Below are 25,364 nucleotides of genomic sequence, written 5' to 3'. Positions count from 1 at the left end.
TTCTCTCATAATGCTGCGCTGCGCTTCTCCTGTGGGGTCTTGTGATAGAACTTCTTATAAGAAGTGGAGAAATGCCCGAAATTCGTATACCCGACCTTTGCCGCGATCAGGCTGATGGGCAGATTGGTGGTGCAGAGCAGGCTCTGTGCCTCCTGCATTTTCTGCTGAATGATATAATCCTTCAGGTTCATGCCGGTCTCTTTCTTAAAAAGCCGGGCCATGTAATCCGGATTCAGGTGGACAGCCTCGGCCAGTTCTTCCCGGCGCAGCTCATTTTCCAGATGCTCGGCAATGTAAGCCATGGGGCGTTGCCCAACAGAAAGCCCCGCAGCATAGTCTCCACGATCTCCTTTTTCTGGTCGTCAAAAACAGCGCCCCTGCTCTGCAGTTCCAGCGCCGCCCATTCCTCCTTTACATTATCCAGCGCACGGCTCACTGCATCCGCCACCTGTTCATAAGGGGCAGGCTGCATGATATAGTCAAAACCGCCCAGCCGCAGTGCCTCCTGTGCATATTTGAACTCAGCGTGGGCTGTCAGGAAGATGCAGCGGGTGGTCATCCCTCGCTGCCGGAGCCAGTCCAACAGATCCAGCCCGCTTTCCATGGGCATTTCAATATCGCAGAGCATGACCTCGGCCTCCTGCCGCAGCAGGCTGGCCTTGGCATCCACAGCGTTCAGAGCCGTATCCACCACAGTAAATCCCATTGCTGCCCAGTTGGTGCAGTGCAAAAGCCCCTGCACCACGGTGCTTTGATCGTCTACGATCAGCAGTTTCATGCTGTTTTTCCTTCCTTCTTCTGTAAGACCGGATCTATCGGCAGGAACAGCTCCACCCTGGCACCGCCGCCCCGGCGGTTATTGGTAAAGGCGATGGCTGCCTGCTCCCCATAGAGCAGCTGCAGCCGCCGTACCACGTTGAACAGCCCGACGTGCTGTCCATTTTCCTCCTGCGGGGCTGCACTGTTCAGCTGCTTCAGATCCCCTGCCGTAAAGCCTGTGCCATTGTCCGCCACCGAAAGATCCGCCATGCAGCCCTCTTCCGTTTCGAGGAGCTTTGCAGTGATCGTGATCTTCAGCGTTTTGCCGATCATCTTGCCGTGCTTGACGCTGTTCTCCACCAGCGTCAGCAGCGAGACCGGCGGCAAGGGCAATTCGCTGAGTTCCGGGTCGATCTCGCATACTACCTCCACGGGATCGTTCTGCCCCACGCTGGAAAGTTCCGCGTAATTGCAGCACTGCTCGATCTCAGTGTGCAGAGGCGTTGTGGTCGCTGTAAAAGAGAGGATATAGCGCAGATACCGGCTCAGCAGCAGGATCAGTTGCTGGGCATCCTCGCGGCTGCCAGTCTGAACCATGGCATAGACACTTTTCAGGCAGTTGAGCACAAAGTGGGGCCGGATCTGCAGCTTAAAGGCAGTCATCTCGTTGCGGCGGGCTTCCAGCTCCTTTTCGTAACCGTCGATCTTCAGCTGGGTGATCTGGTCGATCATCCGGTTGAAGGTCTCGTTCACCTGCGTAAACTCAGCGTTGCGATAATCCACACTGGAGCGCACCGAAAGTTCACCGCGGCCGATCCTGTCCATGGTGCTCACCAACGCCGTCATAGGGGCAAAGATCTCCTGCTTCATATAGAACAGGAGGAACGGGATCGCCAGCAGAACAAAAACAGCGCCCATCACCAGCAAGATCTGATACGGCGCAAAGTCCACCCCGAAATGCTGGTAGGGAACCAGATACAATACCGTCAGCGCTTTGACCTGTTTGCGCACCACCAGTCGGCTGTCCCTGCCCACCTTTGTCAGGCAATACCCTGCGCTGTTCCATTCCATCTTTGTGGGCAGAAGGTTGGCATCCCCTACCAACACATTGCCGCTGTCGTTCATCACAATGACCCGGCCGTCCAGCCCATAGTCTTTCACCAGTTCTTCAAACACCAGCCGCAGATCCACCGCAGCGGTCAGGCTGGCTTTCTGGTAGAAAACACTGCGCAGCAGGTAAAGCCGCTGGCCGATGGTGCGCAGATACCATCCCTTTGTCATCATTTTATTGGTCTGGCTGGCCGAGATAAGCTTCCAGATTCAGTTTCTGCTTGAGCTGCTGGGCAGTTGCACCGTAGCGCCCCACATATAGGTTGCCTGAGCCGCTGCGCAGCACCACACCCATCAGGGCATCGTTGGCAGCCAATACCGCCGGAAACCCCTGTGCGATCTCATAAGCATCCAGGTAGGCGCGGGTGCGGTCGGTCTGTTCGCTCAGGCTGCGAAAGGTCGCATCGTTCAGTGACAGATTGAGCAGGTAGTTTTCCACCGAACCCAGCTGATTCTCAAAATTTGTGGTAAACATATCAAGGCCGCCGGATGCCGCAGCTGCCAGCCGATTGCGGTTATAAAGCCCTGAAAAAAAGAGCAGCAGCCCCAGCAGAATACCAATGGGAATGGCGATTCCCAGAAAGATCATTACAAGCTGCCTGCGTAATGATGGCCGTTCCATTTATTTTCAAACCTCCTGCTGCTTGCATCCTGCGGAAAATGCGATTATAATAAAAACCGTCCAACTCGTTTCGTACAACGTTGTACCACAATCAAAAAGAAGAGGCTCCTTATGCAGGAACAGAACATTGCACAAATGCTTGAAAATCCATTCATGCAGTACAATCACATCGAGATCGTATCGGTAACGTCGGATAGCGCCGTCATGTCGCTGGACATCCGGCGGGACACCACCAACATCTACGGTTATGTGCACGGCGGCGCATTTTTCACCATGGCCGATTGCTGTGCCGGGCTGACTGCCCGTTCTGACGGGCGGCAGTATGTCACCCAGAATGCTTCGGTCAACTTCATCCACAACGTCAAAGCCGGTCACCTGACAGCCCGCGGCCGGACGGTCAGCCGCCGCCGGCACATCTGTGTGGTGGCTGTGGAGATCACAGACGAGACCGACACCCTGTTATTTTCCAGCACCTTTTCCATGTACTGTATCAGCGCCGAGGGCTGACTGCTCTTTCTTCCCCGCACTGCGCACGTTTTGCGTGCCGGTGCGGGGCTTTTTTATTTTTATTGTGCGGCGTATTCTGTCAGCGGTCCGCAGCTCTCCCTGGGAACATACTCGATCGGCAGCAGCCGGCTTTCCGGCGTGGCAATCCGACCGTCCAGCTGCCCCAGCACCAGCTGGATGCACTCCCGCGCCATATCCTCCATGGGCAGATAGACTACGCTCAGGCTCGGGATCGAAAACGCATCGGATTCCTCCGGGCCGTTGCCTACAGCGATCAGCCGGGGCAGCTTTTCGCCGATATATCCAGCCTCACAAAAAGCCCGCAGGGCACCATGCGCAATGGCCGAGGAACCGCAGAACACTGCGTCCGGCAGCTGCTGCTTCCACTCATGCCGCAGCCGATGCGAAACTGCCTCGTAACCGCCTCGTATGCTGTTATCACAATACCGGTTGGCCAGGATCGTCAACCCGTGTTGCTCCCCTTCCAGCCGGAACCCATGCATCCGGTTTTCCATCCCCTCAAAGACCGGGCTGCTCGTCAGAACTGCCGCCGTCTTGCATCCCTGATCGGCAAAAGCCCGCGCCGCCAGAGCCCCCATCTTCAAATCATCCACATTGACGCTGCAATACCCATTGCAAACACGGTTGTACAGCACCACCGGGATCGGCAGCTGCGTGTCCTCCAAAAACTGCAGATCCGCATAGGACGCATTGCAGATGATGGCCGCATGGCAGTTTGCGCCACTGGTCAGTGCCTCGCTTTCCTTCAGGTGGTCGTTGACATACGGATAGATGACCAGCCGCACCGGACGTGCCGTTTTTTCGATCTCGGCCCGCAGACCATCCCAGAAGCGGAGCATCATGCTGGCCCGGAAATCCTGTGCCCAGAACATAGCCACCACCAGCTCATTGGCGCCGCTGCCGCCCCGCAGACTCCGGGCAGCCATATTGGGCTGGTAGCCAAGCCGTGCCGCCGCCGCAAAAATTTTTTCCTGCGTGGCCGTGCTGATCTTCCGCTCTGCCGCCTTGCCGCCCAAAACAATGCTGACCGTACTGGACGAGATCCCGACCTCCTGCGCGATCTGCTTGATCGTAACCATGCTCTTCCCCACCTTTTTCTGATATCAGGTTTATTGTACCCGTTTCCCCGTATCTTGACAAGCCAAAAAAGCCTCTCTCATCTCAAACCAGCCGTTTATGTGCACTCTGTATATTTTTCTTTTTCCTTTTTAGCCGTTTCAACAAAGTTGTATTTCTTTTCCTCCAAACTTCGTTTTTTTCTTGACATTAGTAAATCGTCGTACTACACTCAGTATGACGATTAAGTCAAACGTTGTACTGATGTTTGGCGCTGATATCACCTTTTCATTTTCATTTATAAGGAGGCTATCGAATGAAGAAAGTTGCAATCGGCGGTGGCCAGGGCTTCTGGGGCGACAGCCCGGACGCGGCCATCCACATGATCCGCAATGCCGATATCCAGTATATGGGCTGTGATTATCTGGCAGAGCTGACCCTTTCCATCATGGCAAAGCAGCAGCTCAAGGATCCCACCAAGGGCTTTGCACCCGACTTCACCACCCGCATCCTGAAGGAAGCCGGCAAGGAAGCCTGGGACAAGCACATCAAGATCTGCACCAACGCAGGCGGCATGAACATCAATGGCTGCGTGGACGGCATCCGTCAGTGGGCAGAAGGCAACAGCATGAGCGGCTATAAGATCGGTTATGTGACCGGCGATAACATCAAGGATAAGATCCCGCAGCTGCTGAAGGATGGCTGGACCTTCCCCAACTTCGACTACGACGGCAATTTCAACGATATTCTGGACAAGATCTACAACTGCAATGTCTACATCGGCCATGAGGGCATTGAGGGATGCCTGGCAGAGGGTGCCGATGTGGTCATCACCGGCCGTGCGGCTGACAGCGCCCTGTTCCTGGCTCCGCTGAAGTACGAGTTTGGCTGGGCTGCTGACGATTGGGACAATCTGGCCCGCGGCATCATGGCAGGCCATCTGCTGGAGTGCGGCGGTCAGGGTGCCGGCGGCAACTATATGTACGACTGGCGCAATGTCCCCCGCATGGACGAACTGGGCTTCCCCATCGCAGAGCTGACCGATGATACCTTTGAAATCACCAAGGCTCCCGACTGCGGTGGCATCATCTGCGAACAGAGCTGCAAGGAGCAGTTCCTGTACGAGGTCCACGATCCTGCCAACTACCTGACCCCGGATGTCAACGTGGATATCAGCCATGCTACCATCACCCAGGTGGGTGACAACCGTGTCCGCATCGGCGGTGTCAAGGGCAAGCCCCGCCCCGACACGCTCAAGCTCTGCGTGGGTTACCACAAGGGCTGGAAGACTGTTTCCATGCTGAGCTTTGCATGGCCTGATGCCTACGAAAAGGCTCAGTACTGCGCCGAGGTCATCATGAAGAAGATGCAGCGCCGCGGCATGAAGGCCGATGACATCCACATCAGCTACATCGGCCTGAACAGCCTGCATCTGGGCGTGGCCGATATGAGCGAAGAGGCACTGAAGAACCTGAACGAGTGCGTGCTGCGCATTGCTGTGTTCAGCGAGGACAAGAGCGAGTGCGCCAAGATCATTCCCGAGATCAGCCCCCTGCAGCTGAACGGCCCTCCGGGTGCCTCCTTCTTCGGCGGCCGCGCCCGCGTGCAGGAAGTGATGGCACTGTGGCCCACCACCGTGCCCCGCGATGCCGTACAGGTCGAAAGTCACATTCTGGAGGTGAAGTAAGATGGCAGAGATCTATCTGAACGATATTGCTCACGGCCGCTCCGGCGACAAGGGCGATACCAGCAATGTCTGTGTGTATGCACGCAAACCGGAATACTATAAGATCATTGAGCGCGAGGTGACCCCCGAAAAACTCAAAGCCTACTTTGGCGACATGGTCAAGGGCGAGATTACCCGCTACGACGTGCCCAGCCTGAACGGCTTCAACTTTGTTATGAAGCACGCTCTGGGCGGCGGTGCCACCATGAGCCTGCGTCTGGACAGCCTGGGCAAATCCATGGGCAGTGCCGTGATGCGCATGAAGATCCACGTTGAGGATGGAGAGCTGTAACATGAGTGAACATATGGCATTGGAGAACCTGACGGTTCTCGACCTGACCCGTGTGCTTGCCGGCCCCTTCTGCACCATGATGCTGGCTGACATGGGCGCAAACGTCATCAAGATCGAGGTTCCCAAAGGCGGTGACGACACCCGCAGCTATCCCCCCTTCCGTGCCAAAAATCTGAATGGTGAGCGGGAAAGCGTCTATTTTGCCAACATCAACCGCAACAAAAAGGGGATCACCCTGAACCTGAAGGCCCCTGAGGGCAAGGAGATCTTCAAGGAGCTTGTCAAAAAAGCGGATATCGTGGTGGAAAACTACCGCCCCGGCGTGATGGACAAGCTGGGGCTGGGCTATGATGTTCTGAAGGAGATCAATCCCCGCATCATCTATGCGGCGGTCTCCGGCTTCGGCTGCTACGGTCCCTACCACCTGCGCCCGGGCTATGATATTCTGGCTCAGGCCATGGGCGGTATGATGTCCATCACCGGTTCCAAGGGCGGGGAGCCTACCCGTGCCGGTTCGGCGCTGGGTGATATTCTGGGCGGACTTCATGTAACCATCGGCATCCTTGCCGCAGTCAACGCCCGCACCATTACCGGCAAAGGGCAGCGGGTGGACGTGAGTCTGATGGACAGCATGATCGCTGCCACTGAGAACACTGCCCTGAAGTACATCGAGACCGGCAACATCCCGGCCCCCATGGGCAACCGTTATGCCGCTGTTTCCCCCTACGACAGCTTCACCTGCAAGGGCGGCAAGGTCATCATCGCGGCAGGCAACCAGAAGCTGTACGAAAAGCTCTGCAATGAGGTGCTGGAACGCCCGGACATGATCACCGATCCCCGGTTCGTGGATATGCCGGGCCGTCTGGCCAATCAGGATGCCATTGCCGAGGTCATTGAGGAGCGGATCAAAGATCTGACCCCCAACGAGGCCGCCGAGCTGGTACTGGCCCACGGCATCCCCGCAGGCCCCATTATGAACATCAAGGAGATCCTGGACGATCCCCATGTCAAGGAGCGCGAGATGTTCGTGGAAATGGATCATCCCACCCTGGGCAAGGTCACCGTGAACGGCTGTGCCATCAAACTGATGGACACCAAGCCCTCTGTGCGCACACCCGCTCCCCAGCTGGGGCAGAACAACCGGGACATCTTTGAGGGTGTTCTGGGCATGACCGAAGAGCAGTTCAACACTCTGCACGAGAAGCAGGTGTTCTGATCTCTGACCACCTTTACACACATTATCGAGGAGAAATCACATGCTGGCAGTATTAGGGTTCGTCACCATTCTGCTGGTGCTGGCACTGATCATGAGCAAGAAGGTCTCTACCCTTGTAGCTCTGATCTTTGTTCCCGCCATCACCGGTTTCATCGCAGCATTCATCAATGCCCCCAATGTCATCATCCAAGCCGCACAGGCTGCTGCCGAAAAGGCCGGAACTGCTTATGTTGAGCCGGTCATCACGTTCGGCACCCGCTTTACCAAGGCACTTTCCATCCTCAGCGCAGATTATATGGGCAAGGGCCTGAGCAGCATCGTTGCCACAGGTGTCATGTTCATCTTTGCCATCCTGTTTTTCAGTACCTGCTCGGATGCCGGTGTCTTTGATCCTATCATCAACCGCATCCTGAAGTTTACCGGCGAAGACCCCGTCAAGGTCTGTATCGGCACCTTCCTCATCGGCTGCATCTGCCATCTGGATGGCTCCGGTGCCACCACCTTCCTGATTGCCATCCCCGCCTGTATGCCCCTGTTCCAGAAGCTGAAAATGAACCTCTGGGTAGAGGCTACCATCGTGGCGCTGGCCGCCGGTATCATGAATGTTATGCCCTGGGGCGGCCCGACGGTCCGTGCAGCCGCAGCCATGTCCGGCCTGGGCTATGAAGTCACCGGCAGCGAGCTGTGGGTGGGCATCATGCCCGCCTGGATCGCAGGCTTGGTGACCTGTCTGCTCGTCGCGGCTTTCCTGGGCAAAAAGGAAGCCAAGCGCATTGCTGCAGGCATCCCCGCGCAGGAGGTCACCGGTCTGACCGAAGCAAAGACCACCAACACCTCCAACGAACTGGCCCGCTCCGGCTGGCGCTGGTACTTCAATGTGGCACTGATCCTGGTCATCCTGTACATCCTCGTTACCAACCGCCTCAGCCCGGCTGTCACCTTTATGATCGGCTACTGCGTCCTGCTCATCGTCAACTACCCCAGTGTGGATCTGCAGCACAAGATCATCAACAGTCATGCACAGGCCGCATTCCTGATGGTCTCCATCGTCTTTGCCGCAGGCGCATTCACCGGTGTGGTCAAAAATTCCGGTATGCTGGCTTCCATGACCGACGCTCTGGTCTCCATCATCCCCACCAGCATGGGTACCTTCATTGCCCCCATCGTCGGCCTGTTCAGCGTTCCGCTGAGCCTGCTGTTTGACCCGGACTCCTACTACTACGGTGTTATGCCGGTCATCGCCAACGCTGTTTCCGCTATGGGCGGCAACGCACTGGCTGTGGCAAAGGCTTCCATCATGGGCCAGATGACGCTGGGCTTCCCGCTCAGTCCCCTGACGGGTGCCACCTTCCTGCTGCTGGGCCTTTCCGGCCAGGACCTGGGCGACCACCAGAAGCACACCCTCCCCTACGCATGGGTTGCATCTGCCATTATGGTCGCTGTGGGCTGCGTAGCCTGTGGGCTGCTGTTCTGAGGTCTCACCAAAAGAAACACCTTCCTCCTTTTTCACCCATTTCTTCATTCTGATTCCGAAACGTATGCCGGGTGGAGTACCCGCAGCACGCCACGGAATGCGTGCAAACCAGCAGACTTCCACCCGGTGCTCCGGGTGGTGTCGGCTGGTTTTGCCGTTTTTGAAGGATACCGTCCTGCCCTTGGGGCAGAAAGGAGTTTTCTCTTATGCCCGAGCCCATCCAGACTCCTGTTCCTGCGGCGGACGAACTGGCCGCACAGGTGCTGCTGCTGGCACAGAGTCGGTTAACTGCCGACCTGCGTTTTTTATCCTCCGCCCTGGAACAGCTGAAGCCGATCCCCGTCCCTGCGCTGGACACCCTGTTTGCCGGGGATGGCCGCTGCTTATACTATTGCCCTGAAACGCTGCTCCGCACATTCCGGGCACAGCAGTCTGTGCCCACCCGTGCCCTGCTGCATGTCACCCTGCACTTTCTTCTGGGGCATCCCTTCCAACGGCAGGAAATGGATCACCGCCTATGGAGCCTTGCCTGCGACATTGCCGCAGAGGAAGTCATCCGGGAACTGGAGATCCCCTCCTGCGCCCTGCCGGATGATGCTGCACAGGACAGCTGGCGCAGCCGCCTGCGGGATGCCTGCCCTCACCTGACGGCAGAAGCCATCTATAATTTTCTGCTGGAACGGCAGTACCCCGCCGATGTTCTGGCGGAATTGACCCAGCTTTTTTCCCGGGACAGCCATGCGCTCTGGTATGCTGCGCCACGGCCCGGCTCTCGTACGACCCCCAACGGACAGCTGCTGCCCGCCGGGGAGGATGAGGATATCACCAACGAGACCGAACTGCGCAAAACCGACACCCGGGACGAAACGCTGCAGCAGATGCAGCAGCGGCAGAAGGAAGCCCTGCGCAGACAATGGAAGCAGCTGGCCCGCCAGGCCAAGACCGATCTGGAGACCTTCAGCCGCCGTCACGGCAAGCGTGCCGGAGCATTGATGGATGGGTTAGAACCTGTGACCTTTGAGGAATGCGACTATACCGACTTTCTTCGCCGGTTCGGGGCACAAAACGAGGTGCTGCAGCTTTCCGAGGACGAATTTGACCTCATCTATTACACTTACGGTCTGCGCACCTACGGCAACGTTCCCCTGGTCGAGCCGCTGGAATATCGGGACGACAAGCGCATCCGGGAATTTGTGATTGCCATCGACACCTCTGGCAGTGTTCAGGGCGATATCGTTCAGAGCTTTTTGCAGCGCACCTGCGACGTTCTGCGGCAGAGCGGTTCCTTCACCGAGCGGGTAGAGATCTATCTCATCCAATGCGATGCCGAGGTGCAGAGCGTGGAGCGGCTGACCAGTCTGGACCAGCTGCATGAGCTGATCCCCCGGCTGAAGCTCCGGGGCTTCGGCGGTACCGACTTCCGGCCGGTGTTCGCCTATGTAGACAAGCTGCTGGAAGAGAAAAAGCTGACGAACCTCAACGGCCTGCTCTATTTTACCGACGGCGTGGGCACCTACCCGGAAAAATCCCCTGCCTACAAGACTGCCTTCATCTTTAACCGTGACGACCACATCAGCCCCCACGTTCCCAGCTGGGCCATCCGAGCTGTACTTACCACTGACAACATCCACCTGCTTGAACCGCAGAAGACCCGAACCGAGGAGGACACCGAATCATGGATATAGCAAGTGCAAAGCAACAGATCAAAAATACCGTACAGATCTACCTGCAGAAGGACGCTCTGGGCCACTACCGACTTCCGCTGGTGCACCAGCGGCCCATCTTCCTGCTGGGTGCGCCAGGTCTGGGCAAGACTGCCATTATGCAGCAGGTCGCTGATGAGATGGGGCTTGGCCTTGTGAGCTATTCCATGACCCACCACACCCGCCAGAGCGCACTGGGTCTGCCTGTGATCGTAGAAAAGGAATACGACGGCAAGCACTATCAGGTCAGCGAATACACCATGAGCGAGATCATCGCCAGCGTCTACGACTGTATGCGCACCACCGGCAAAACGCAGGGCATCCTGTTTCTGGACGAGATCAACTGTGTCTCCGAGACCCTCTCCCCTGCCATGCTGCTGTTCCTGCAATACAAAGTCTTTGGTGGACATCAGATCCCCGAGGGCTGGGTGGTGGTCACCGCCGGCAACCCGCCCCGCTTCAACAAAAGCGTCCGGGAGTTCGACGCTGCCACCCGTGACCGCCTGAAGGTGATCGAAGTTGAGCCAAGTTATGAAGCATGGAAGGCCTATGCGCTGGAACACGGTGTCAGCCGCAGCGTCATCAGCTATCTGGATATCCGTCCCGAAGATTTTTACAAGGTCGAGACCACTGTGGACGGTCTGACCGTGGTAACGCCCCGCGCCTGGGAGGACCTTTCCGAGATCCTGCAGTATCACGAAGAGCTGGGCCTTGCAGTCAGCGAGGAGCTGACTACCCAGTATCTGCAAAACAAGCAGGTCGCCCGGGATTTTGCCATCTACTACGAACTCTATCAGAAATATCGTCAGGCCTACAATATTGATGCCATCCTGCAGGGTGTGTGGGATGAGGATGTCCTCACGCAGGCACGCAGCGCCAAAATGGACGAGCGGATGAGCCTGGTTAGCCTGTTGCTGGAAGCAGTGTTCCTGCAGATGGAACGCTGTACCCTGCGCCACGATGCGCTGCGTCTTATCGTGGCCGCCCTCAAAGCCCAGCGCGGGACACTGGATGTTCCCGGCGATGCCCTGACCGCCCTCGCCGGGCTGGAGGACAACTGGCGCGCCGAAGCCAACAAAGCCCCCTCTGCCCGGCAGAAGGTCTATCTCGATCTGCTGTCGCTGACTGCCCAATGGCACGGAGAGCTTTCCGGCTCTACCCCCTTTTCCGCCCTCAAGGCCTGCTATCAGCGCTCGGTCGCTGACCTGCAGGCTGAGGTCGCTGAAACGCAGAAGAAGCTTGGCAATCTTCTCCGTTTTTTGCAGGAAGCCTTCGGTAAGGGGACGGAGCTGAGCATGGCGGTAAACGATCTGACCGTAGCTCCCGTAGCCACCGCATTTCTGGGGCAGTTTCTCAGCACCGATTACTTTGCAGCCAGCTGGGATCTGCTGCTGCACCGGCAGTCGGAGCAGCTGCTGCACCAGATCGATCTGACAGGACTGGTGTAAAATGGAACTGCTGCAATTTGAAGTAACCAACGCCGGAACGCTGGGCAGCCGCTGGACACCGCCCGCCCCGGAAACAAAAAAGGCCTCCTCCCTGCCCGGAGCCGCACTGGCAGCTCTCTTGCAGGAGGACGACGAGGATGATTGGGGCGGCGATGCTCCCGATATGAGCGCAGAGTTTGCACGGCTCGGCCATCTGAACGAAGAGTCCGACACCGATGCCCTTCCCCTGACAGCCGATTTTGCCCCTCTGCCGGATGGCTCTCTGGCGCTGGTGCGCTGGCCCCGGCTGGCACGGCCCGCTGTGGTACCCGACACTGTAGAAGGCCGCACTGTCACCGCCATTGCCGCTACCGCCTTTGCTACCAGCCATCTGGATGAGAGCTGCTTTGCGCAGTTCGGGCAATCGCCTATCAGTTTCAGCATATTTTGTATGCGAATGGGCCGCGCAGTCACCACCGAAACGCTGGACGAGGGCGGGCCGACTTCCGTCACACTGCCAGACAGCATCACCCACATTGGTCCCTACGCGTTCTACCACTGCACAAACCTGACTTTCATCACCCTGCCGGATGCCATTTCCGCCCTGCCTGCCGGTGTATTCGGTGACTGCAGCCGCCTTACCAGCGTCCATCTGCCGGAGCAGCTGCAGGCTCTGGGCTATCTACCCCGCCCCACGGATCAGGTCATGCCGGATGTGGGCACGTTTGCCGGGTGTCATGCCCTGAAACAGCTGACGCTGCCTCCACAGCTTAAAATGCTGGGCGCTCACAGCTTCAACAGTTCCGGTCTGGCGACCCTGACCGCCCGGGATGCTGGGTGTGAAAATTGGAGCCGTACTGTCACTGTGGCTGTGTCTGCATTTGACCACACTGCCGCACTGCTCTGGCTGGAAAAGGCCGATGTTTCCGGCCATGTGGTGGCGCGGCTGGGTCTACCCGTGGCCCGGGATAAAATTCTGGCAGGCGATGCCAGATTCGGTGCCATCCTGCGGGTACCGGTACTGTTCTTCACCCAGCCGATTCCCTACTTTGACCAACTGGCCCGGGACGCGTTCCGGCTGGATTTCTCGGCCCGTATGGCGCTGGCTCGGCTGGAAGCCTCTGCAGGGCTTTCCCCCGCCGACCGCCAGTGGTTTTGTGCAGTTCTGGTGCAGTATTTCGACCGGGCTCCACAGTTCATGCCCTGCCCGTCTCAACAGGCTTACGCAGAGCTGTTCCGCTTCCTCTGCCGCACAGACCTGCTCACCGCATCTGATGTCAGCACTCTGCTTCGGATGGCCGGAGCACTCGCCCTTCCTGCCGAACTCATCAGCGAGATGATGGAGGTGCGCACCCGTCGGTTTGAAACAGTCACCGGCTTTGAGGATCTGGAGTTGGATTGAGCCGAATCATAAACACTGCGTAGCCTGCATCGGCACGATGCAGTTCAAGGGTTTGGGATTTCCCAACAAGTATTTTGCAACGCAAAAATGGTCTTTGTATATACGAAGACACTGCTTGCAGGTGCTATGAAGCCTCTCAACGTGCTTTCCAAATTTGAAAATCATTTTGCAAATCAGACCGTCCGTTTTCAAGTTCAACTTGAAGCGGACGGTTATTTTTCTGCTCGGAAAGTTTTTGCATTTGCAGTCGCAGCAAGCAGGGCGAGTTGGTACCAACTCACGATTTTTGAATCTGATTTTACAAATCCGACTTCAAAAACGATTGTTGGGCTTCGCCAAAACCCGATATTCAGCACAAGAATGCGCTAGTTTCGCCCCTTAACGACCGCTGAATAAGCAAATTTCTTGGAGAAAAATTTGTTTTATTAAAATCGTCGTTGATACATTTAATATCGCACAAAACCGGAACTATTACTTCCGGTTTTGAAGGCAAAAAGCGGAAGTATCACCTCCTAAAAATTTGAGTGTTATTATGATATGCTCTATCCAGAGCTGTTCACAAGAACCGGACCTCCCAAGTCCGGTTTTCTCCCTCAAAACCGGACCTGATACGTCCTAAAAACGCTTGTATAATTGTGATATGCTTTCTACAACTCTTCATCGAACCTTGAAAACCGCATGACCGTCTGCATGGGATACCCGGCGATGACCAGAAGGAGAGCCGGAAAACGCCGCCGGAAGGGGGCAGGAAATCCATGCAGAGAGAACGGCGTAAGAACAACGATATTCTATTTCATTTCAGAAAGGATGGTTTGCCTATGACAAAACTGAGCCAGCTTAAAATCGATCCGGAGTTCCAGAATCAAATCAACCCTCCGTCGTTTGAGGAAACCCACCAACTGGAAATGAACATCCTAAAAGAAGAACGTGTACTGAATCCGATCATCACGTGGAACGGCTATATTGTGGATGGACATATTAAAATGTCTTTTTAACAGCAAAGGAGTACAGGCGACTCAAAGCTGATTTCTCCGGGCTGGATGGTCTGATTGAGCAGCTTTCAGCTTATATCCAGTCCACCGGCAGAAAGTACGCCGACCATGCCGCCACTCTGCGCATCTGGGCAAAGCAGCAGAAAACAGAACAAAAATCGACACCGGGCATCCCGGACTACACATTCAAAGAAGGAGAAAGCCTATAAAGACGATTGAAAAAATTTTGGAACATTCCGTTTCCAGTATTCCCAAAAATACCGAGGATTATTATGGCAAGGACGGTCTGCTTTACTGCGGAAAATGTCATACGCCAAGGGAAGCGTTCTTCGCAAAAGGCGTCGCTCTGATGGGCAAGAACAAACACCCTGTCGAATGCAGCTGCCAGCGCACGGAAAGAAAAAAGCAGGAAGCCCTTATCAACCAGCAAAAGCACAGCGACCTTGTGCGGCGGCTGAAAGCCGAGGGATTTTCTGACCCGGCAATGCTGGACTGGAAGTTTGAAAACGACAATGGCCGCAGCCCGCAGATGTGTCATGCACACCGTTATGTAGAGCAATGGCAGACCATGCGTGCAGAGAACCTAGGACTGTTCCTCTGGGGCGGTGTGGGCACCGGCAAGAGTTTCCTTGCCGGGTGTATTGCAAACGCTCTGATGGAGCAGGAGGTGCCTGTGCGCATGACAAACTTTGCACGAATCCTGAACGAGTTGAACGGCAGCTTTTCCGGGCGAAATGATATTGTGGACAAGCTCTGTCGCTATCCCCTGCTTATCATTGACGACTTCGGCATGGAGCGTGGCACCAAATACGCACTGGAACAGATCTACAGCATCGTGGACAGCAGATACCGCAGCCGGAAGCCGCTGATCGTCACCACCAACCTGACGCTGGACGAGATACGGCACCCACAGGATACCACCCATGCCCGCATCTATGACCGCCTGTTGGAAATGTGCATTCCTGTTTCCTGCATCGGTGTGAGTTTCCGCAAAGAGAACGCGCAGGAGAAGCTGAAACGCATGAAACTTTTGATTGGATAAACCGAAAACATCGGAAAGCAAAAATTGCCGGGTGTAATAGTCACCCGACTACAAGGAATTGGAGGTTTGCCTATGAATTTGAATCGGCCTGACATGACCGAAACTGTGAAATCTGAAAATTATACGAATAATCCCTTGCAAAAGGACTCAAATCCCACTACAATAGAAGCGGTCACTCAAACCAATGCCGTCAAGTCTCCGACTGACAGCCCGGCAACCACGAAGCTGGTGTACACGGTGGAAGAGATCGCACGAATGCTGGCCATCAGCCTGCGCTCTGCTTACAACCTGTGCAACAGCACCACCGAATTCCGTGTCCTGCGGGTAGGCGGAAGCATCCGCATCCCGAAAGACGGTTTCGATGCGTGGCTCAACCGGGCAGCTTGATAAGGAGGCAACAGTATGGCATATATTACGAAGCGAGGCAACTCTTACAGCGTCCGCTACACTTACGAAGATGAACACGGCAAGATCTGCGACAAATGGGAGAGCTTTCCCACAAAAGAGGAGGCAACGAACCGAAAAAAGCAGATCGAACATGAACTGGCTGCCGGAACCTTCCTGATCCCGTCCTCGGTGACGGTGGCAGAGTTCCTCATGGATTGGCTGCCCAAGCAGTGCAGCAAGCACAAGTGGGCACCCAAAACCTACGAATCCAACCTTTCCACCATCCAGAACCTGATTATCCCCTATATCGGCGGCATGGAGATGCAGAAGCTCAAGCCCTACCACATGGAAAACCTCTACACGACCCTGAGCAAAACGCCCTGCGGTTCGTATATCGAGGGAAAGAAGCAGGAACTGACCGAAAAGCAGAAGCAACGGTTTCTTTCCGGCACCACCATCCATGAGGTGCATCGGCTGCTGGGTACTGCGTTCCAGTATGCCGTAGAGTGGGGCATCCTTGTCAAAAGCCCTGTTCCCGTGGACAGCCCCAAGAAGTCCACGCAGGAGCGTACCATCTGGACGGTAGAGGAGATGCGGGCGGCTCTGGACAGTATGGAGGATCCCATCCTGCATCTGGCAGTCCACCTAACGCTGGTGGGCGCACTGCGAGAGGGCGAGATCGTAGGTCTGACCCCGGAAGATCTTGATTTTGACGCAGCAGATGGCATCGGAACCTTCCGTATCAACAAATCCATGCAGCGGGTGCGAAAAGAAGCCCTGAACCAAGTGGACGATGGCTGCATCATCAAGGTATTCCCGGATAAGTTGGAACGCAGCACCACTTCCCTCATCCTGAAAAGCACTAAAACGGCATCCTCCTGCCGCACCATCTTCATGACCTCTGCACTGAAAGAGGAATTGAAGAAGTGGCTGAATCAGCTGGCAGCAGACGAGATGAAAAACCCGACACGCTACCATGACAGCGGAATGCTGTTCCGTCTGCCTAACGGTCTGGCGGTGGAGCCGGTGCTGATCCGCAAGAAGTTCCTCAAGTGGCAGGATGCCCACCCGGAATTCCCCCGCATCGTCTTTCACGGTCTGCGCCATTCCAGTGCCACCTATCAGCTGATGATCTCCGGCGGCGATGTGAAGGCCGTTCAGGGCACCACAGGACACGCTACGGCAGATATGCTGGTGAACACCTACGCCCACATCCAGCAGTCCTCCCGTGTGGAACTGGGCAAGAAGTTTGAAAGCGGCTTCTATGCTAAGTCCGAAAGCCCCAGCCCGCAGGCTGTACCCGCCGCAGGCGAACCGACCATTTCTATGACTGCTCTGCTGGAACTGCTGAAGAATGCAGACCCCGAAGTAAAGGCGCAGCTCCGTCTGGCTCTGTTGACTTGATGCAAAATTTACCACGCATTTCAAAGTAATTCCAGCCCCTGCAAAGGATTCCTACGAAAAAGCTGACCGTGCAAAAACCGTGCATTGACCGTGCAGACCCCGATTTTTCGGGGTTACATAACAAAAAAGAACGTCAAATCTTACGATTTGACGTTCAATATCTGGTGCACCTCCAGGGACTCGAACCCTGGGCCCACTGATTAAGAGTCAGTTGCTCTACCAACTGAGCTAGAGGTGCATATTATCAGAATGTGGTTTCTTCATTCTGATAATCTCAAGTCGGCGACTACCTATTTTCACAAGCCGTTTCCAGCTAACTATCTTCGGCACAAGTAAGCTTAACTTCTGTGTTCGGAATGGGAACAGGTGGAACCTTACCGTCATCGACACCGACCGATCTGACTGGATCAGTATATCACATTTCTGCTTTACTGTCCAGTATTTTTAGAAGGACGTGCCTTCAAAACTGAATAATCACTGCTGACATTTTTTCGTTGACTTAAAAGTCTCAAGCGAATTGTGGTCAAGCCCTCGACCTATTAGTACACGCTTGCTGAATGGATCGCTCCACTTACACATCGTGCCTATCAACCTTGTAGTCTTCAAGGGGTCTTACTTGTTTGAAACAATGGGATATCTTATCTTTGGGTCGGCTTCACGCTTAGATGCTTTCAGCGTTTATCCGATCCGTACATAGTTGCCCAGCTATGCCCTTGGCAGAACAACTGGTGCGCCAGAGGTACGTCCGCTCCGGTCCTCTCGTACTAGGAACAGCTCCCATCAAATATCCTGCGCCCACGACAGATAGGGACCGAACTGTCTCACGACGTTCTGAACCCAGCTCGCGTACCGCTTTAATTGGCGAACAGCCAAACCCTTGGGACCGAATACAGCCCCAGGATGCGATGAGCCGACATCGAGGTGCCAAACCTCCCCGTCGATGTGGACTCTTGGGGGAGATCAGCCTGTTATCCCCAGGGTAACTTTTATCCGTTGAGCGATGGCATTTCCACTCACATACCACCGGATCACTAACTCCAACTTTCGTTACTGCTCGACCCGTCAGTCTCGCAGTTAGGCTCGCTTCTGCGTTTGCACTCTTTTGCTTGATTTCCGTTCAAGCTGAGCGAACCTTTGAACGCCTCCGTTACTCTTTAGGAGGCGACCGCCCCAGTCAAACTGCCCACCTAACAATGTCCCCCGCCTTGATTCAAAGGCGCAGGTTAGAATTCCAATATCGCAAGGATGGTATCCCAACGGCCACTCCACAAAAGCCAAAGCTCTTGCTTCCCAGTGTCCCATCTATCCTGTGCATGCAACATCGAAACCCAATATTAGGCTACAGTAAAGCTCCATGGGGTCTTTCCGTCTTGTCGCGGGTAACCGGCATCTTCACCGGTACTACAATTTCGCCGGGCGGGCTGTTGAGACAGTGCCCAAATCATTACGCCTTTCATGCGGGTCAGAACTTACCTGACAAGGAATTTCGCTACCTTAGGACCGTTATAGTTACGGCCGCCGTTCACTGGGGCTTCGATTCAATGCTTGCACATCTCCTCTTAACCTTCCAGCACCGGGCAGGCGTCAGCTCGTATACGTCATCTTTCGATTTAGCACAAACCTGTGTTTTTGGTAAACAGTTGCTTGGGCCGATTCTCTGCGGCTCCATCTCTGGAGCACCCCTTCTCCCGAAGTTACGGGGTCAATTTGCCGAGTTCCTTAACAACCCTTCTCCCGTTGGCCTTAGAATCTTCTTCCTACCTACCTGTGTCGGTTTGCGGTACGGGCACCGCAGAAATACACACAGCTTTTCTCGCCATCTTCCATCCCGGACTTCGGTACTAACTTCCCTCGATCGCTACCGGAACCAACACCCGGCTCCGAGACTTCAAATGTGTCCCTGTGTTTAACTCTTTTGGTGGTGACGGAATCTCTACCGTCTGTGCATCGGCTACGCCGTTAGGCCTCACCTTAGCTCCCGACTAACCTGGAGCGGACAAACCTTCCTCCAGAAACCTGAGGCTTTCGGCCATGCAGATTCTCACTGCATTCGCGCTACTCATTCCGGCATTCTCACTTCTATACACTCCACAGCCGCTTGCGCTACTGTTTCACCGCGTATACAACGCTCCCCTACCCAATGTACAAAGTACATTGCCTAAGCTTCGGTGTCAGGTTTAGCCCCGTTAAATTCTCCGCGCAAAGACGCTCGACCAGTGAGCTATTACGCACTCTTTGAATGTGTGGCTGCTTCTGAGCCAACATCCTGGTTGTCTACGTATCTTCACATCGTTTTCCACTTAACCTGACTTTGGGACCTTAGCTGTAGATCTGGGCTGTTTCCCTTTTGACAATGACATTTATCTGACACTGTCTGACTCCCAAGCATCAATACTCTGGCATTCTGAGTTTGATAAGCTTCGCTAACCTCTCGGCCGCTAGGCTATTCAGTGCTTTACCTCCAGGTATCTAACTTGAGGCTAGTCCTAAAACTATTTCGGGGAGAACCAGCTATCTCCGGGTTCGATTGGAATTTCTCCGCTACCCACAGTTCATCCGCCGCCTTTTCAACGGAGGTCGGTTCGGTCCTCCATGGAATTTTACTTCCACTTCAACCTGACCATGGGTAGGTCACCCGGTTTCGGGCCCATTGTATGCAACTTAACGCCCTTTTCAAACTCGCTTTCGCTTCGGCTCCAGACCTTAAGTCCTTAACCTTGCTGCATACAATCGCTCGCCGGACCGTTCTACAAAAAGTACCCTATCACACTTTGACGTGCTCTAGGTGCTTGTAGGCACAGGGTTTCAGGTTCTTTTTCACTCCCCTCCCGGGGTGCTTTTCACCTTTCCTTCACAGTACTATACGCTATCGGTCACTGGGTAGTATTTAGGGTTGGAGGGTGGTCCCCCCGTATTCCGACCAGGTTTCACGTGTCTGGCCGTACTCTGGATCCTGCGCAGCTCTCTCCGTTTTCACCTACGTGGTTCTCACACTCTCTGACCGGCCTTCCCATGCCGTTCGGTTAACAGATTAAGTCCTAAAAGCAGTCCGTACCCCGGAAGTATTTCTACTTCCGGTTTGCCCTCTTCCGCGTTCGCTCGCCACTACTTACGGAATCTCGTTTGATGTCTCTTCCTCGCCCTACTTAGATGTTTCAGTTCAGGCGGTTCCCTCGATATACCTATTTTTAAGTTCAGTATAACGTACCTGAGTATGAACCCAGGTGAGTTTCCTCATTCAGAAATCTCCGGATCAATGCTTATTTGCAGCTCCCCGAAGCTTATCGCAGCTTATCACGTCTTTCATCGGCTCCCAGTGCCAAGGCATTCGCCCTGCGCCCTTGTTCGCTTGACCTTTCAAACGTTCTTTCAGAACATTTGGTATCCTCTTGATTCTCTCTTGCCAACGAAGATTATTGTTACCCTTCCTTTTGAAATTGTAATATTTCTTAAAAAAGAACTTACTATAATCTTTGTTTCGCAGTTATTATTCAGTTTTCAAGGTACGTCTTTGAGCGTCCTTTTCAGGGCCCTCAAAATCGAACAATATCTACTTAAACTCTTACGTATCACCTGTTCCAATGACCGGCCATCTTGGATGCTCTGTCATTGCCTGACTCCTTAGAAAGGAGGTGATCCAGCCGCAGGTTCTCCTACGGCTACCTTGTTACGACTTCACCCCAATCACCAGTTTTACCTTCGGCGGCGTCCTCCTTGCGGTTAGACTACCGACTTCGGGTCCCCCCGGCTCTCATGGTGTGACGGGCGGTGTGTACAAGGCCCGGGAACGTATTCACCGCAGCATGCTGATCTGCGATTACTAGCAATTCCGACTTCGTGCAGGCGAGTTGCAGCCTGCAGTCCGAACTGGGACGTTGTTTCTGAGTTTTGCTCCACCTCGCGGTCTTGCTTCTCTTTGTTTAACGCCATTGTAGTACGTGTGTAGCCCAAGTCATAAAGGGCATGATGATTTGACGTCATCCCCACCTTCCTCCGTTTTGTCAACGGCAGTCTGGCCAGAGTCCTCTTGCGTAGTAACTGACCATAAGGGTTGCGCTCGTTGCGGGACTTAACCCAACATCTCACGACACGAGCTGACGACAACCATGCACCACCTGTCTCTGCGTCCCGAAGGAAACACATATTTCTATGTGCGTCGCAGGATGTCAAGACTTGGTAAGGTTCTTCGCGTTGCGTCGAATTAAACCACATACTCCACTGCTTGTGCGGGCCCCCGTCAATTCCTTTGAGTTTCAACCTTGCGGTCGTACTCCCCAGGTGGATTACTTATTGTGTTAACTGCGGCACTGAAGGGGTCAATCCTCCAACACCTAGTAATCATCGTTTACAGTGTGGACTACCAGGGTATCTAATCCTGTTTGCTACCCACACTTTCGAGCCTCAGCGTCAGTTGGTGCCCAGTAGGCCGCCTTCGCCACTGGTGTTCCTCCCGATATCTACGCATTCCACCGCTACACCGGGAATTCCGCCTACCTCTGCACTACTCAAGAAAAACAGTTTTGAAAGCAGTTCATGGGTTGAGCCCATGGATTTCACTTCCAACTTGTCTTCCCGCCTGCGCTCCCTTTACACCCAGTAATTCCGGACAACGCTTGTGACCTACGTTTTACCGCGGCTGCTGGCACGTAGTTAGCCGTCACTTCCTTGTTGAGTACCGTCATTATCTTCCTCAACAACAGGAGTTTACAATCCGAAGACCTTCTTCCTCCACGCGGCGTCGCTGCATCAGGGTTTCCCCCATTGTGCAATATTCCCCACTGCTGCCTCCCGTAGGAGTCTGGGCCGTGTCTCAGTCCCAATGTGGCCGTTCAACCTCTCAGTCCGGCTACCGATCGTCGCCTTGGTGGGCCGTTACCTCACCAACTAGCTAATCGGACGCGAGGCCATCTCAAAGCGGATTGCTCCTTTTCCCTCTGCTCGATGCCGAGCTGTGGGCTTATGCGGTATTAGCAGTCGTTTCCAACTGTTGTCCCCCTCTTTGAGGCAGGTTCCTCACGCGTTACTCACCCGTTCGCCACTCGCTCGAGAAAGCAAGCTCTCTCTCGCTCGTTCGACTTGCATGTGTTAGGCGCGCCGCCAGCGTTCGTCCTGAGCCAGGATCAAACTCTTTATAAATGATATTTATCACTTAAAAGTGTTAAATCTTGTTTCGCTCAGCACGCAATCGCTTGCGTCCTGTGTGAATTACTTTTGTTTGGAATTGTTTACCGTGTTTTTCCAACACGAAAATAGGTTCCGTTACAAGTTCTTTCGATATTGTTCAATTTTCAAGGTCCTGTGCGCCGCAGCCTTGCGGCTGAAGACTTGATTATTTTACCACAGAAGCGGTTTTTTGTCAAGCACTTTTTTGAGAAGCTTTTGAACTTTTCTGAACTTGGAGCGCTTCGCACATCTCAGTGTCAACCGTGAGCTTGTCGGGGTGAGACCCCTCCATCTTGCTTTCGCAAGACCGCTCTGTTTGCTTGAACGCCCCACTGGGGCGATTCATTGCTTTCGCAACCGCAAAGCTTTTCAGCGTCTATTGGTTCTTTTCAAGGGCTTCCTGCTGGGACTTCAGAAGTCATTCTTTTGTCTCAGCGCTTGGCGCTCAAGTATAATACCACACCCCGCTGCGCTTGTCAACACTTTTTGACATCTTTTTTCCAATTTCTTTGCGGAGGCAAAAGCCTTGCGTATCGGCGGCGGGTGCGCTATTATATATTATATACATTATAGAGCGCTGCGAAAGGGCCCTGACCATGATCCTCACCGTCAATATCGGCAACACCCACATCACCGTGGGCGGCTACGAACAAGACACCCTTATCTTCTGCGGGCGGCTGCACTCCGACCCCGCTGCCACGGTGGAGGAATACGCCATCCGGCTGGTGAATCTGTTACAGCTGTACGGAGCATCTCCGGCGCAGATCGAGGGCGGCATTCTGGGCAGCGTGGTGCCCATGCTCAGCGGGCGGGTGCTGGCGGCCTTACAGCTCTTGTGCAAGGCACGCATCCTGACCGTGGGGCCGGGGCTGAAAAGCGGCATCAAGCTGCGGCTGGACAATCCCGCGCAGTTGGGCGCAGAGCTGCTGTGCGGCGCGGTGGCGGCGCTGGCAGAGTGTTCCGGGCCGCTGGTGGTCATCTCGGCAGACACGGCCATCTCCCTGATGGCGGTAAACACTAAACAAGAACTGGTGGGCGGCGTGATCCTGCCCGGGCCGCAGCTTTCCATGAATGCGCTGGTGCAAAAAACTGCCCAGCTGCCCCAGATCGACCCTGCCGCCCGCGCCTCGGACTCGGTGCTGGGCAAGAGCACCTCGGCCTGTTTGCAAAACGGCTTTGTGCTGGGCACTGCCAGCCTGCTGGACGGTCTGGCTGACCGCTTCTGCGCCGAACTGGGCGCACAGACCGCCTTTTACGCCACCGGCGACCTGCCCCGCTCCATCCGGGAGGCCTGCCGCACCCCCATCCACTACCGCGAGACCCTGATCACCGATGGCCTGCACCGCATCTGGCTGCGAAACCGGAAGGGTTGACGATTTTCGTTTGCATTTTGCATTCTGATGTGTTATACTGTGTTGTACCCACCAAAGGGGTACGGCATTTGCGATCGTAGCTCAGCTGGATAGAGCGTTCGGCTCCGACCCGGAAGGCCAGAGGTTCGAATCCTCCCGGTCGCACCAAGGACTGCTGCACAGGTTTTGTGCAGCAGTCCTTTTTATTTATTTTATCGAATCCATCTTGCAAAAGCGGCGCAGTGCCTTATAATAGAGGCTGTGCCCCGGTGTGCGCGGGCACGGTTTAGGATGTATAGGATAAAGGGAAAAAAGAGTATGGCTTCTCAAACGAATACGCTGACGGAAGGCCCTCTGGCCAAGCAGATCTTTCTGGTCAGTCTGCCGCTGGCGCTTTCCAACCTGCTGCAGGTGCTGTTCAATATGTCGGACGTGGCGGTGGTGGGGCGCTTTGCCGGGTCTACGGCGCTGGGCGCTGTGGGCTCCACAAGCACTCTGGTGACCCTGTTCACCGGCTTTCTCATTGGCCTGAGCAACGGCATCAACGTGCTGGTGGCGCGTTTTTACGGTGCACGCCACCCCAAGGACGTGGAAAAGACCGTCCACTCGGCGACCATTATCAGCGCCATTGCCGGTGTAGTGTTGCTGCTCATCGGCCTGCTGGGCTCCCCCGCCATGCTGCGGCTGCTGAACACCAAGGAGGATCTGCTGCCCGGCGCGATCTTGTATCTGCGGGTGTATTTTCTGGGTATGCCAGCGCTGGCGCTGTACAACTTCGGCAACGCAGTGTTCAGCTCCATCGGCGACACCAAAAAGCCGCTGATGTATCTGTCCATTGCCGGTGCGCTGAACATTCTGCTGAACCTGTTCTTTGTCATCGTGTGCGATTTAAGCGTGGTGGGCGTGGCGCTGGCCAGTGCCATCAGCCAGTGCGTTTCCGCGTTTCTGATCCTGCGGGCGCTGACCCGGGTGCAGGACTGCTACGCGCTGGACGTACATAAATTGCAGCTGGACCCGGTGCAGGCCAAGAGCATCCTTGCGTTGGGCGTGCCTGCTGGGTTACAGAACGCCATTTTTGCCATTGCCAACCTGTTCATTCAGGCAGGCGTCAACTCCTTTGACTCTTTGATGGTCAAGGGCAACAGCGCCGCCGCCAACGCGGATGGGCTGATCTACGACTGCATGGCGGCCTTCTACATGGCCTGTGCCAGCTTTATGAGCCAGAACTACGGCGCGGGTCGGCCTGACCGGGTGAAGAAGAGCTACTTCATCAGTCTGGGCTACTCCTTCGGCGTGGGGCTTGTGCTGGGCGCGGCGCTGTTCTTCTGCGGACCGGCCTTCCTTGCGCTGTTCACTACCGAAGCCGCCGTTATTGATGCCGGCATGAAGCGTGTGGCCGTGATGGCCTTTGCCTACTGCGTCTCCGCCTTTATGGACTGCACCATCGCCGCCTCCCGCGGGCTGGGCAAGACGGTGGTTCCCACCGTCATCGTGGTGCTGGGCTCCTGCGTGTTCCGGGTGATCTGGGTGTACACCATCTTTGCCCACTTCCACACCATCCCGGCACTGTACCTGCTGTATCCGTGCAGCTGGACGCTGACCGCGCTGGCAGAAATCGCCTATTTCGCCAGCTGCTACAAGCGCGCAATGGCCATCTTCCGCAAGCCCGCAGCGGCGTAATAAAAGGAAATATGATATAAAAATTATCC

The 25,364-nt window shown here is 55.1% G+C and carries 19 protein-coding genes, 2 tRNA genes and 3 rRNA genes; 15 read left to right on the top strand and 9 right to left on the bottom strand.

The features are described from left to right. Positions 1–5: 5 nt before the first annotated feature. Genes ACXPUX_RS03350 through ACXPUX_RS03335 form a run of 4 tightly spaced genes read right to left on the bottom strand, consistent with a single transcriptional unit; the run spans position 6 to position 2,458 of the window. Positions 6–302 carry a helix-turn-helix domain-containing protein gene (locus ACXPUX_RS03350; RefSeq protein ID WP_458830010.1) on the bottom strand — a complete coding sequence of 99 codons (297 nt, stop codon included), beginning with the start codon at positions 300–302 and terminating at the stop codon, positions 6–8. Next, positions 233–778: a response regulator gene (locus ACXPUX_RS03345; protein WP_458830008.1), complete on the bottom strand. Its 546-nt coding sequence runs from the start codon at positions 776–778 to the stop codon at positions 233–235. The genes ACXPUX_RS03350 and ACXPUX_RS03345 overlap by 70 nt, the downstream gene beginning before the upstream one ends. Then, on the bottom strand, positions 775–2,043 hold the full coding sequence (locus ACXPUX_RS03340) for a sensor histidine kinase (protein ID WP_458830006.1): 1,269 nt from the start codon (positions 2,041–2,043) through the stop codon (positions 775–777). The genes ACXPUX_RS03345 and ACXPUX_RS03340 overlap by 4 nt, the downstream gene beginning before the upstream one ends. A gap of 1 nt (position 2,044) precedes the next feature. Beyond that, entirely contained in the window at positions 2,045–2,458 is a 414-nt protein-coding gene (locus tag ACXPUX_RS03335) for a hypothetical protein (protein WP_458830004.1), read from the bottom strand. Positions 2,459–2,602: 144 nt separating this feature from the next. Between ACXPUX_RS03335 and ACXPUX_RS03330 the strand changes: the two genes are divergently transcribed. Next, on the top strand, positions 2,603–2,998 hold the full coding sequence (locus ACXPUX_RS03330) for a PaaI family thioesterase (RefSeq protein WP_005931675.1): 396 nt from the start codon (positions 2,603–2,605) through the stop codon (positions 2,996–2,998). A 59-nt stretch (positions 2,999–3,057) separates the two neighbouring features. Here ACXPUX_RS03330 and ACXPUX_RS03325 read toward each other — a convergent pair whose 3' ends face one another. Next, positions 3,058–4,098 (bottom strand): LacI family DNA-binding transcriptional regulator, encoded by a 1,041-nt coding sequence (locus tag ACXPUX_RS03325; protein WP_005931678.1) that lies wholly within the window; start codon positions 4,096–4,098, stop codon positions 3,058–3,060. 293 nt (positions 4,099–4,391) lie between these two features. Here ACXPUX_RS03325 and ACXPUX_RS03320 point away from each other — a divergent pair, with 293 nt between their 5' ends. The 11 genes from ACXPUX_RS03320 to ACXPUX_RS03270 all read left to right on the top strand — a co-directional run bounded on the left by ACXPUX_RS03320 (position 4,392) and on the right by ACXPUX_RS03270 (position 17,140). Next, positions 4,392–5,762, top strand: a complete 1,371-nt coding sequence (locus ACXPUX_RS03320; protein ID WP_005931685.1) for an acyclic terpene utilization AtuA family protein — start codon at positions 4,392–4,394, stop codon at positions 5,760–5,762. Position 5,763: 1 nt separating this feature from the next. Beyond that, on the top strand, positions 5,764–6,093 hold the full coding sequence (locus ACXPUX_RS03315) for an AtuA-related protein (protein ID WP_005931688.1): 330 nt from the start codon (positions 5,764–5,766) through the stop codon (positions 6,091–6,093). Position 6,094: 1 nt separating this feature from the next. Next, positions 6,095–7,309, top strand: coding sequence for a CaiB/BaiF CoA transferase family protein (locus ACXPUX_RS03310; protein ID WP_179859170.1), 1,215 nt, complete (start codon positions 6,095–6,097; stop codon positions 7,307–7,309). Positions 7,310–7,349: 40 nt separating this feature from the next. After that, positions 7,350–8,783: a CitMHS family transporter gene (locus ACXPUX_RS03305; RefSeq protein WP_097773474.1), complete on the top strand. Its 1,434-nt coding sequence runs from the start codon at positions 7,350–7,352 to the stop codon at positions 8,781–8,783. A 206-nt stretch (positions 8,784–8,989) separates the two neighbouring features. Next, positions 8,990–10,468, top strand: a complete 1,479-nt coding sequence (locus ACXPUX_RS03300; RefSeq protein WP_458830001.1) for a vWA domain-containing protein — start codon at positions 8,990–8,992, stop codon at positions 10,466–10,468. Continuing rightward, a complete protein-coding gene (locus ACXPUX_RS03295) occupies positions 10,459–11,934 on the top strand; it encodes an ATP-binding protein (RefSeq protein WP_458829999.1) in 1,476 nt (491 codons plus the stop codon). Before ACXPUX_RS03300 ends, ACXPUX_RS03295 begins: the two co-directional genes overlap by 10 nt. 1 nt (position 11,935) lies before the next feature. After that, positions 11,936–13,315 carry a leucine-rich repeat domain-containing protein gene (locus tag ACXPUX_RS03290; RefSeq protein ID WP_458829998.1) on the top strand — a complete coding sequence of 460 codons (1,380 nt, stop codon included), beginning with the start codon at positions 11,936–11,938 and terminating at the stop codon, positions 13,313–13,315. 818 nt (positions 13,316–14,133) lie between these two features. Beyond that, positions 14,134–14,310 carry a hypothetical protein gene (locus tag ACXPUX_RS03285; protein WP_458829996.1) on the top strand — a complete coding sequence of 59 codons (177 nt, stop codon included), beginning with the start codon at positions 14,134–14,136 and terminating at the stop codon, positions 14,308–14,310. A 202-nt stretch (positions 14,311–14,512) separates the two neighbouring features. Beyond that, positions 14,513–15,349, top strand: a complete 837-nt coding sequence (locus tag ACXPUX_RS03280; RefSeq protein WP_458831151.1) for an ATP-binding protein — start codon at positions 14,513–14,515, stop codon at positions 15,347–15,349. Between the two features lie 72 nt (positions 15,350–15,421). Next, positions 15,422–15,736: a helix-turn-helix domain-containing protein gene (locus ACXPUX_RS03275; RefSeq protein ID WP_458829994.1), complete on the top strand. Its 315-nt coding sequence runs from the start codon at positions 15,422–15,424 to the stop codon at positions 15,734–15,736. 15 nt (positions 15,737–15,751) lie between these two features. After that, complete coding sequence (locus ACXPUX_RS03270) at positions 15,752–17,140, top strand: site-specific integrase (protein WP_458829992.1); 1,389 nt, start codon at positions 15,752–15,754, stop codon at positions 17,138–17,140. A 162-nt stretch (positions 17,141–17,302) separates the two neighbouring features. On the opposite strand, the gene ACXPUX_RS03265 is transcribed toward ACXPUX_RS03270, so the two are convergent. The 4 genes from ACXPUX_RS03265 to ACXPUX_RS03250 form a co-directional block, all read right to left on the bottom strand. Then, positions 17,303–17,378: transfer RNA gene (locus ACXPUX_RS03265), tRNA-Lys, on the bottom strand. 39 nt (positions 17,379–17,417) lie between these two features. Continuing rightward, positions 17,418–17,534, bottom strand: a 5S ribosomal RNA gene (gene rrf / locus ACXPUX_RS03260). A 125-nt stretch (positions 17,535–17,659) separates the two neighbouring features. Then, positions 17,660–20,495 (bottom strand): 23S ribosomal RNA (locus ACXPUX_RS03255). A gap of 270 nt (positions 20,496–20,765) precedes the next feature. Beyond that, positions 20,766–22,276 (bottom strand): 16S ribosomal RNA (locus ACXPUX_RS03250). Together the 16S, 23S and 5S rRNA genes with 1 tRNA gene alongside form the textbook arrangement of a ribosomal RNA operon. A gap of 623 nt (positions 22,277–22,899) precedes the next feature. Between ACXPUX_RS03250 and ACXPUX_RS03245 the strand changes: the two genes are divergently transcribed. From ACXPUX_RS03245 to ACXPUX_RS03235, 3 genes are all read left to right on the top strand, one after another. Beyond that, the gene (locus ACXPUX_RS03245; protein ID WP_458829990.1) at positions 22,900–23,676 is read left to right on the top strand and encodes a type III pantothenate kinase; all 777 of its coding nucleotides are present in this window, start codon (positions 22,900–22,902) and stop codon (positions 23,674–23,676) included. A 70-nt stretch (positions 23,677–23,746) separates the two neighbouring features. Further along, positions 23,747–23,823: transfer RNA gene (locus ACXPUX_RS03240), tRNA-Arg, on the top strand. Positions 23,824–23,973: 150 nt separating this feature from the next. Further along, positions 23,974–25,335, top strand: a complete 1,362-nt coding sequence (locus tag ACXPUX_RS03235) for an MATE family efflux transporter (RefSeq protein ID WP_458829988.1) — start codon at positions 23,974–23,976, stop codon at positions 25,333–25,335. Positions 25,336–25,364: the final 29 nt, after the last annotated feature.

It is taken from the genome of Faecalibacterium sp. PGM34, from assembly GCF_054456555.1.
This window is presented reverse-complemented; position numbering and strand designations above follow the sequence as displayed.

What these genes read in the sequence shown, in the direction of transcription:
- ACXPUX_RS03295 (WP_458829999.1), top strand. Translation starts at nt 10,459, where the DNA reads ATGGATATAGCAAGTGCAAAGCAACAGATCAAAAATACCGTACAGATC.
- ACXPUX_RS03290 (WP_458829998.1), top strand. Translation starts at nt 11,936, where the DNA reads ATGGAACTGCTGCAATTTGAAGTAACCAACGCCGGAACGCTGGGCAGC.
- ACXPUX_RS03350 (WP_458830010.1), bottom strand. Translation starts at nt 302, where the DNA reads ATGGCTTACATTGCCGAGCATCTGGAAAATGAGCTGCGCCGGGAAGAA.
- ACXPUX_RS03310 (WP_179859170.1), top strand. Translation starts at nt 6,095, where the DNA reads ATGAGTGAACATATGGCATTGGAGAACCTGACGGTTCTCGACCTGACC.
- ACXPUX_RS03300 (WP_458830001.1), top strand. Translation starts at nt 8,990, where the DNA reads ATGCCCGAGCCCATCCAGACTCCTGTTCCTGCGGCGGACGAACTGGCC.
- ACXPUX_RS03345 (WP_458830008.1), bottom strand. Translation starts at nt 778, where the DNA reads ATGAAACTGCTGATCGTAGACGATCAAAGCACCGTGGTGCAGGGGCTT.
- ACXPUX_RS03270 (WP_458829992.1), top strand. Translation starts at nt 15,752, where the DNA reads ATGGCATATATTACGAAGCGAGGCAACTCTTACAGCGTCCGCTACACT.
- ACXPUX_RS03330 (WP_005931675.1), top strand. Translation starts at nt 2,603, where the DNA reads ATGCAGGAACAGAACATTGCACAAATGCTTGAAAATCCATTCATGCAG.
- ACXPUX_RS03305 (WP_097773474.1), top strand. Translation starts at nt 7,350, where the DNA reads ATGCTGGCAGTATTAGGGTTCGTCACCATTCTGCTGGTGCTGGCACTG.
- ACXPUX_RS03235 (WP_458829988.1), top strand. Translation starts at nt 23,974, where the DNA reads ATGGCTTCTCAAACGAATACGCTGACGGAAGGCCCTCTGGCCAAGCAG.
- ACXPUX_RS03315 (WP_005931688.1), top strand. Translation starts at nt 5,764, where the DNA reads ATGGCAGAGATCTATCTGAACGATATTGCTCACGGCCGCTCCGGCGAC.
- ACXPUX_RS03285 (WP_458829996.1), top strand. Translation starts at nt 14,134, where the DNA reads ATGACAAAACTGAGCCAGCTTAAAATCGATCCGGAGTTCCAGAATCAA.
- ACXPUX_RS03245 (WP_458829990.1), top strand. Translation starts at nt 22,900, where the DNA reads ATGATCCTCACCGTCAATATCGGCAACACCCACATCACCGTGGGCGGC.
- ACXPUX_RS03325 (WP_005931678.1), bottom strand. Translation starts at nt 4,098, where the DNA reads ATGGTTACGATCAAGCAGATCGCGCAGGAGGTCGGGATCTCGTCCAGT.
- ACXPUX_RS03275 (WP_458829994.1), top strand. Translation starts at nt 15,422, where the DNA reads ATGAATTTGAATCGGCCTGACATGACCGAAACTGTGAAATCTGAAAAT.
- ACXPUX_RS03320 (WP_005931685.1), top strand. Translation starts at nt 4,392, where the DNA reads ATGAAGAAAGTTGCAATCGGCGGTGGCCAGGGCTTCTGGGGCGACAGC.
- ACXPUX_RS03335 (WP_458830004.1), bottom strand. Translation starts at nt 2,458, where the DNA reads ATGATCTTTCTGGGAATCGCCATTCCCATTGGTATTCTGCTGGGGCTG.
- ACXPUX_RS03340 (WP_458830006.1), bottom strand. Translation starts at nt 2,043, where the DNA reads ATGATGACAAAGGGATGGTATCTGCGCACCATCGGCCAGCGGCTTTAC.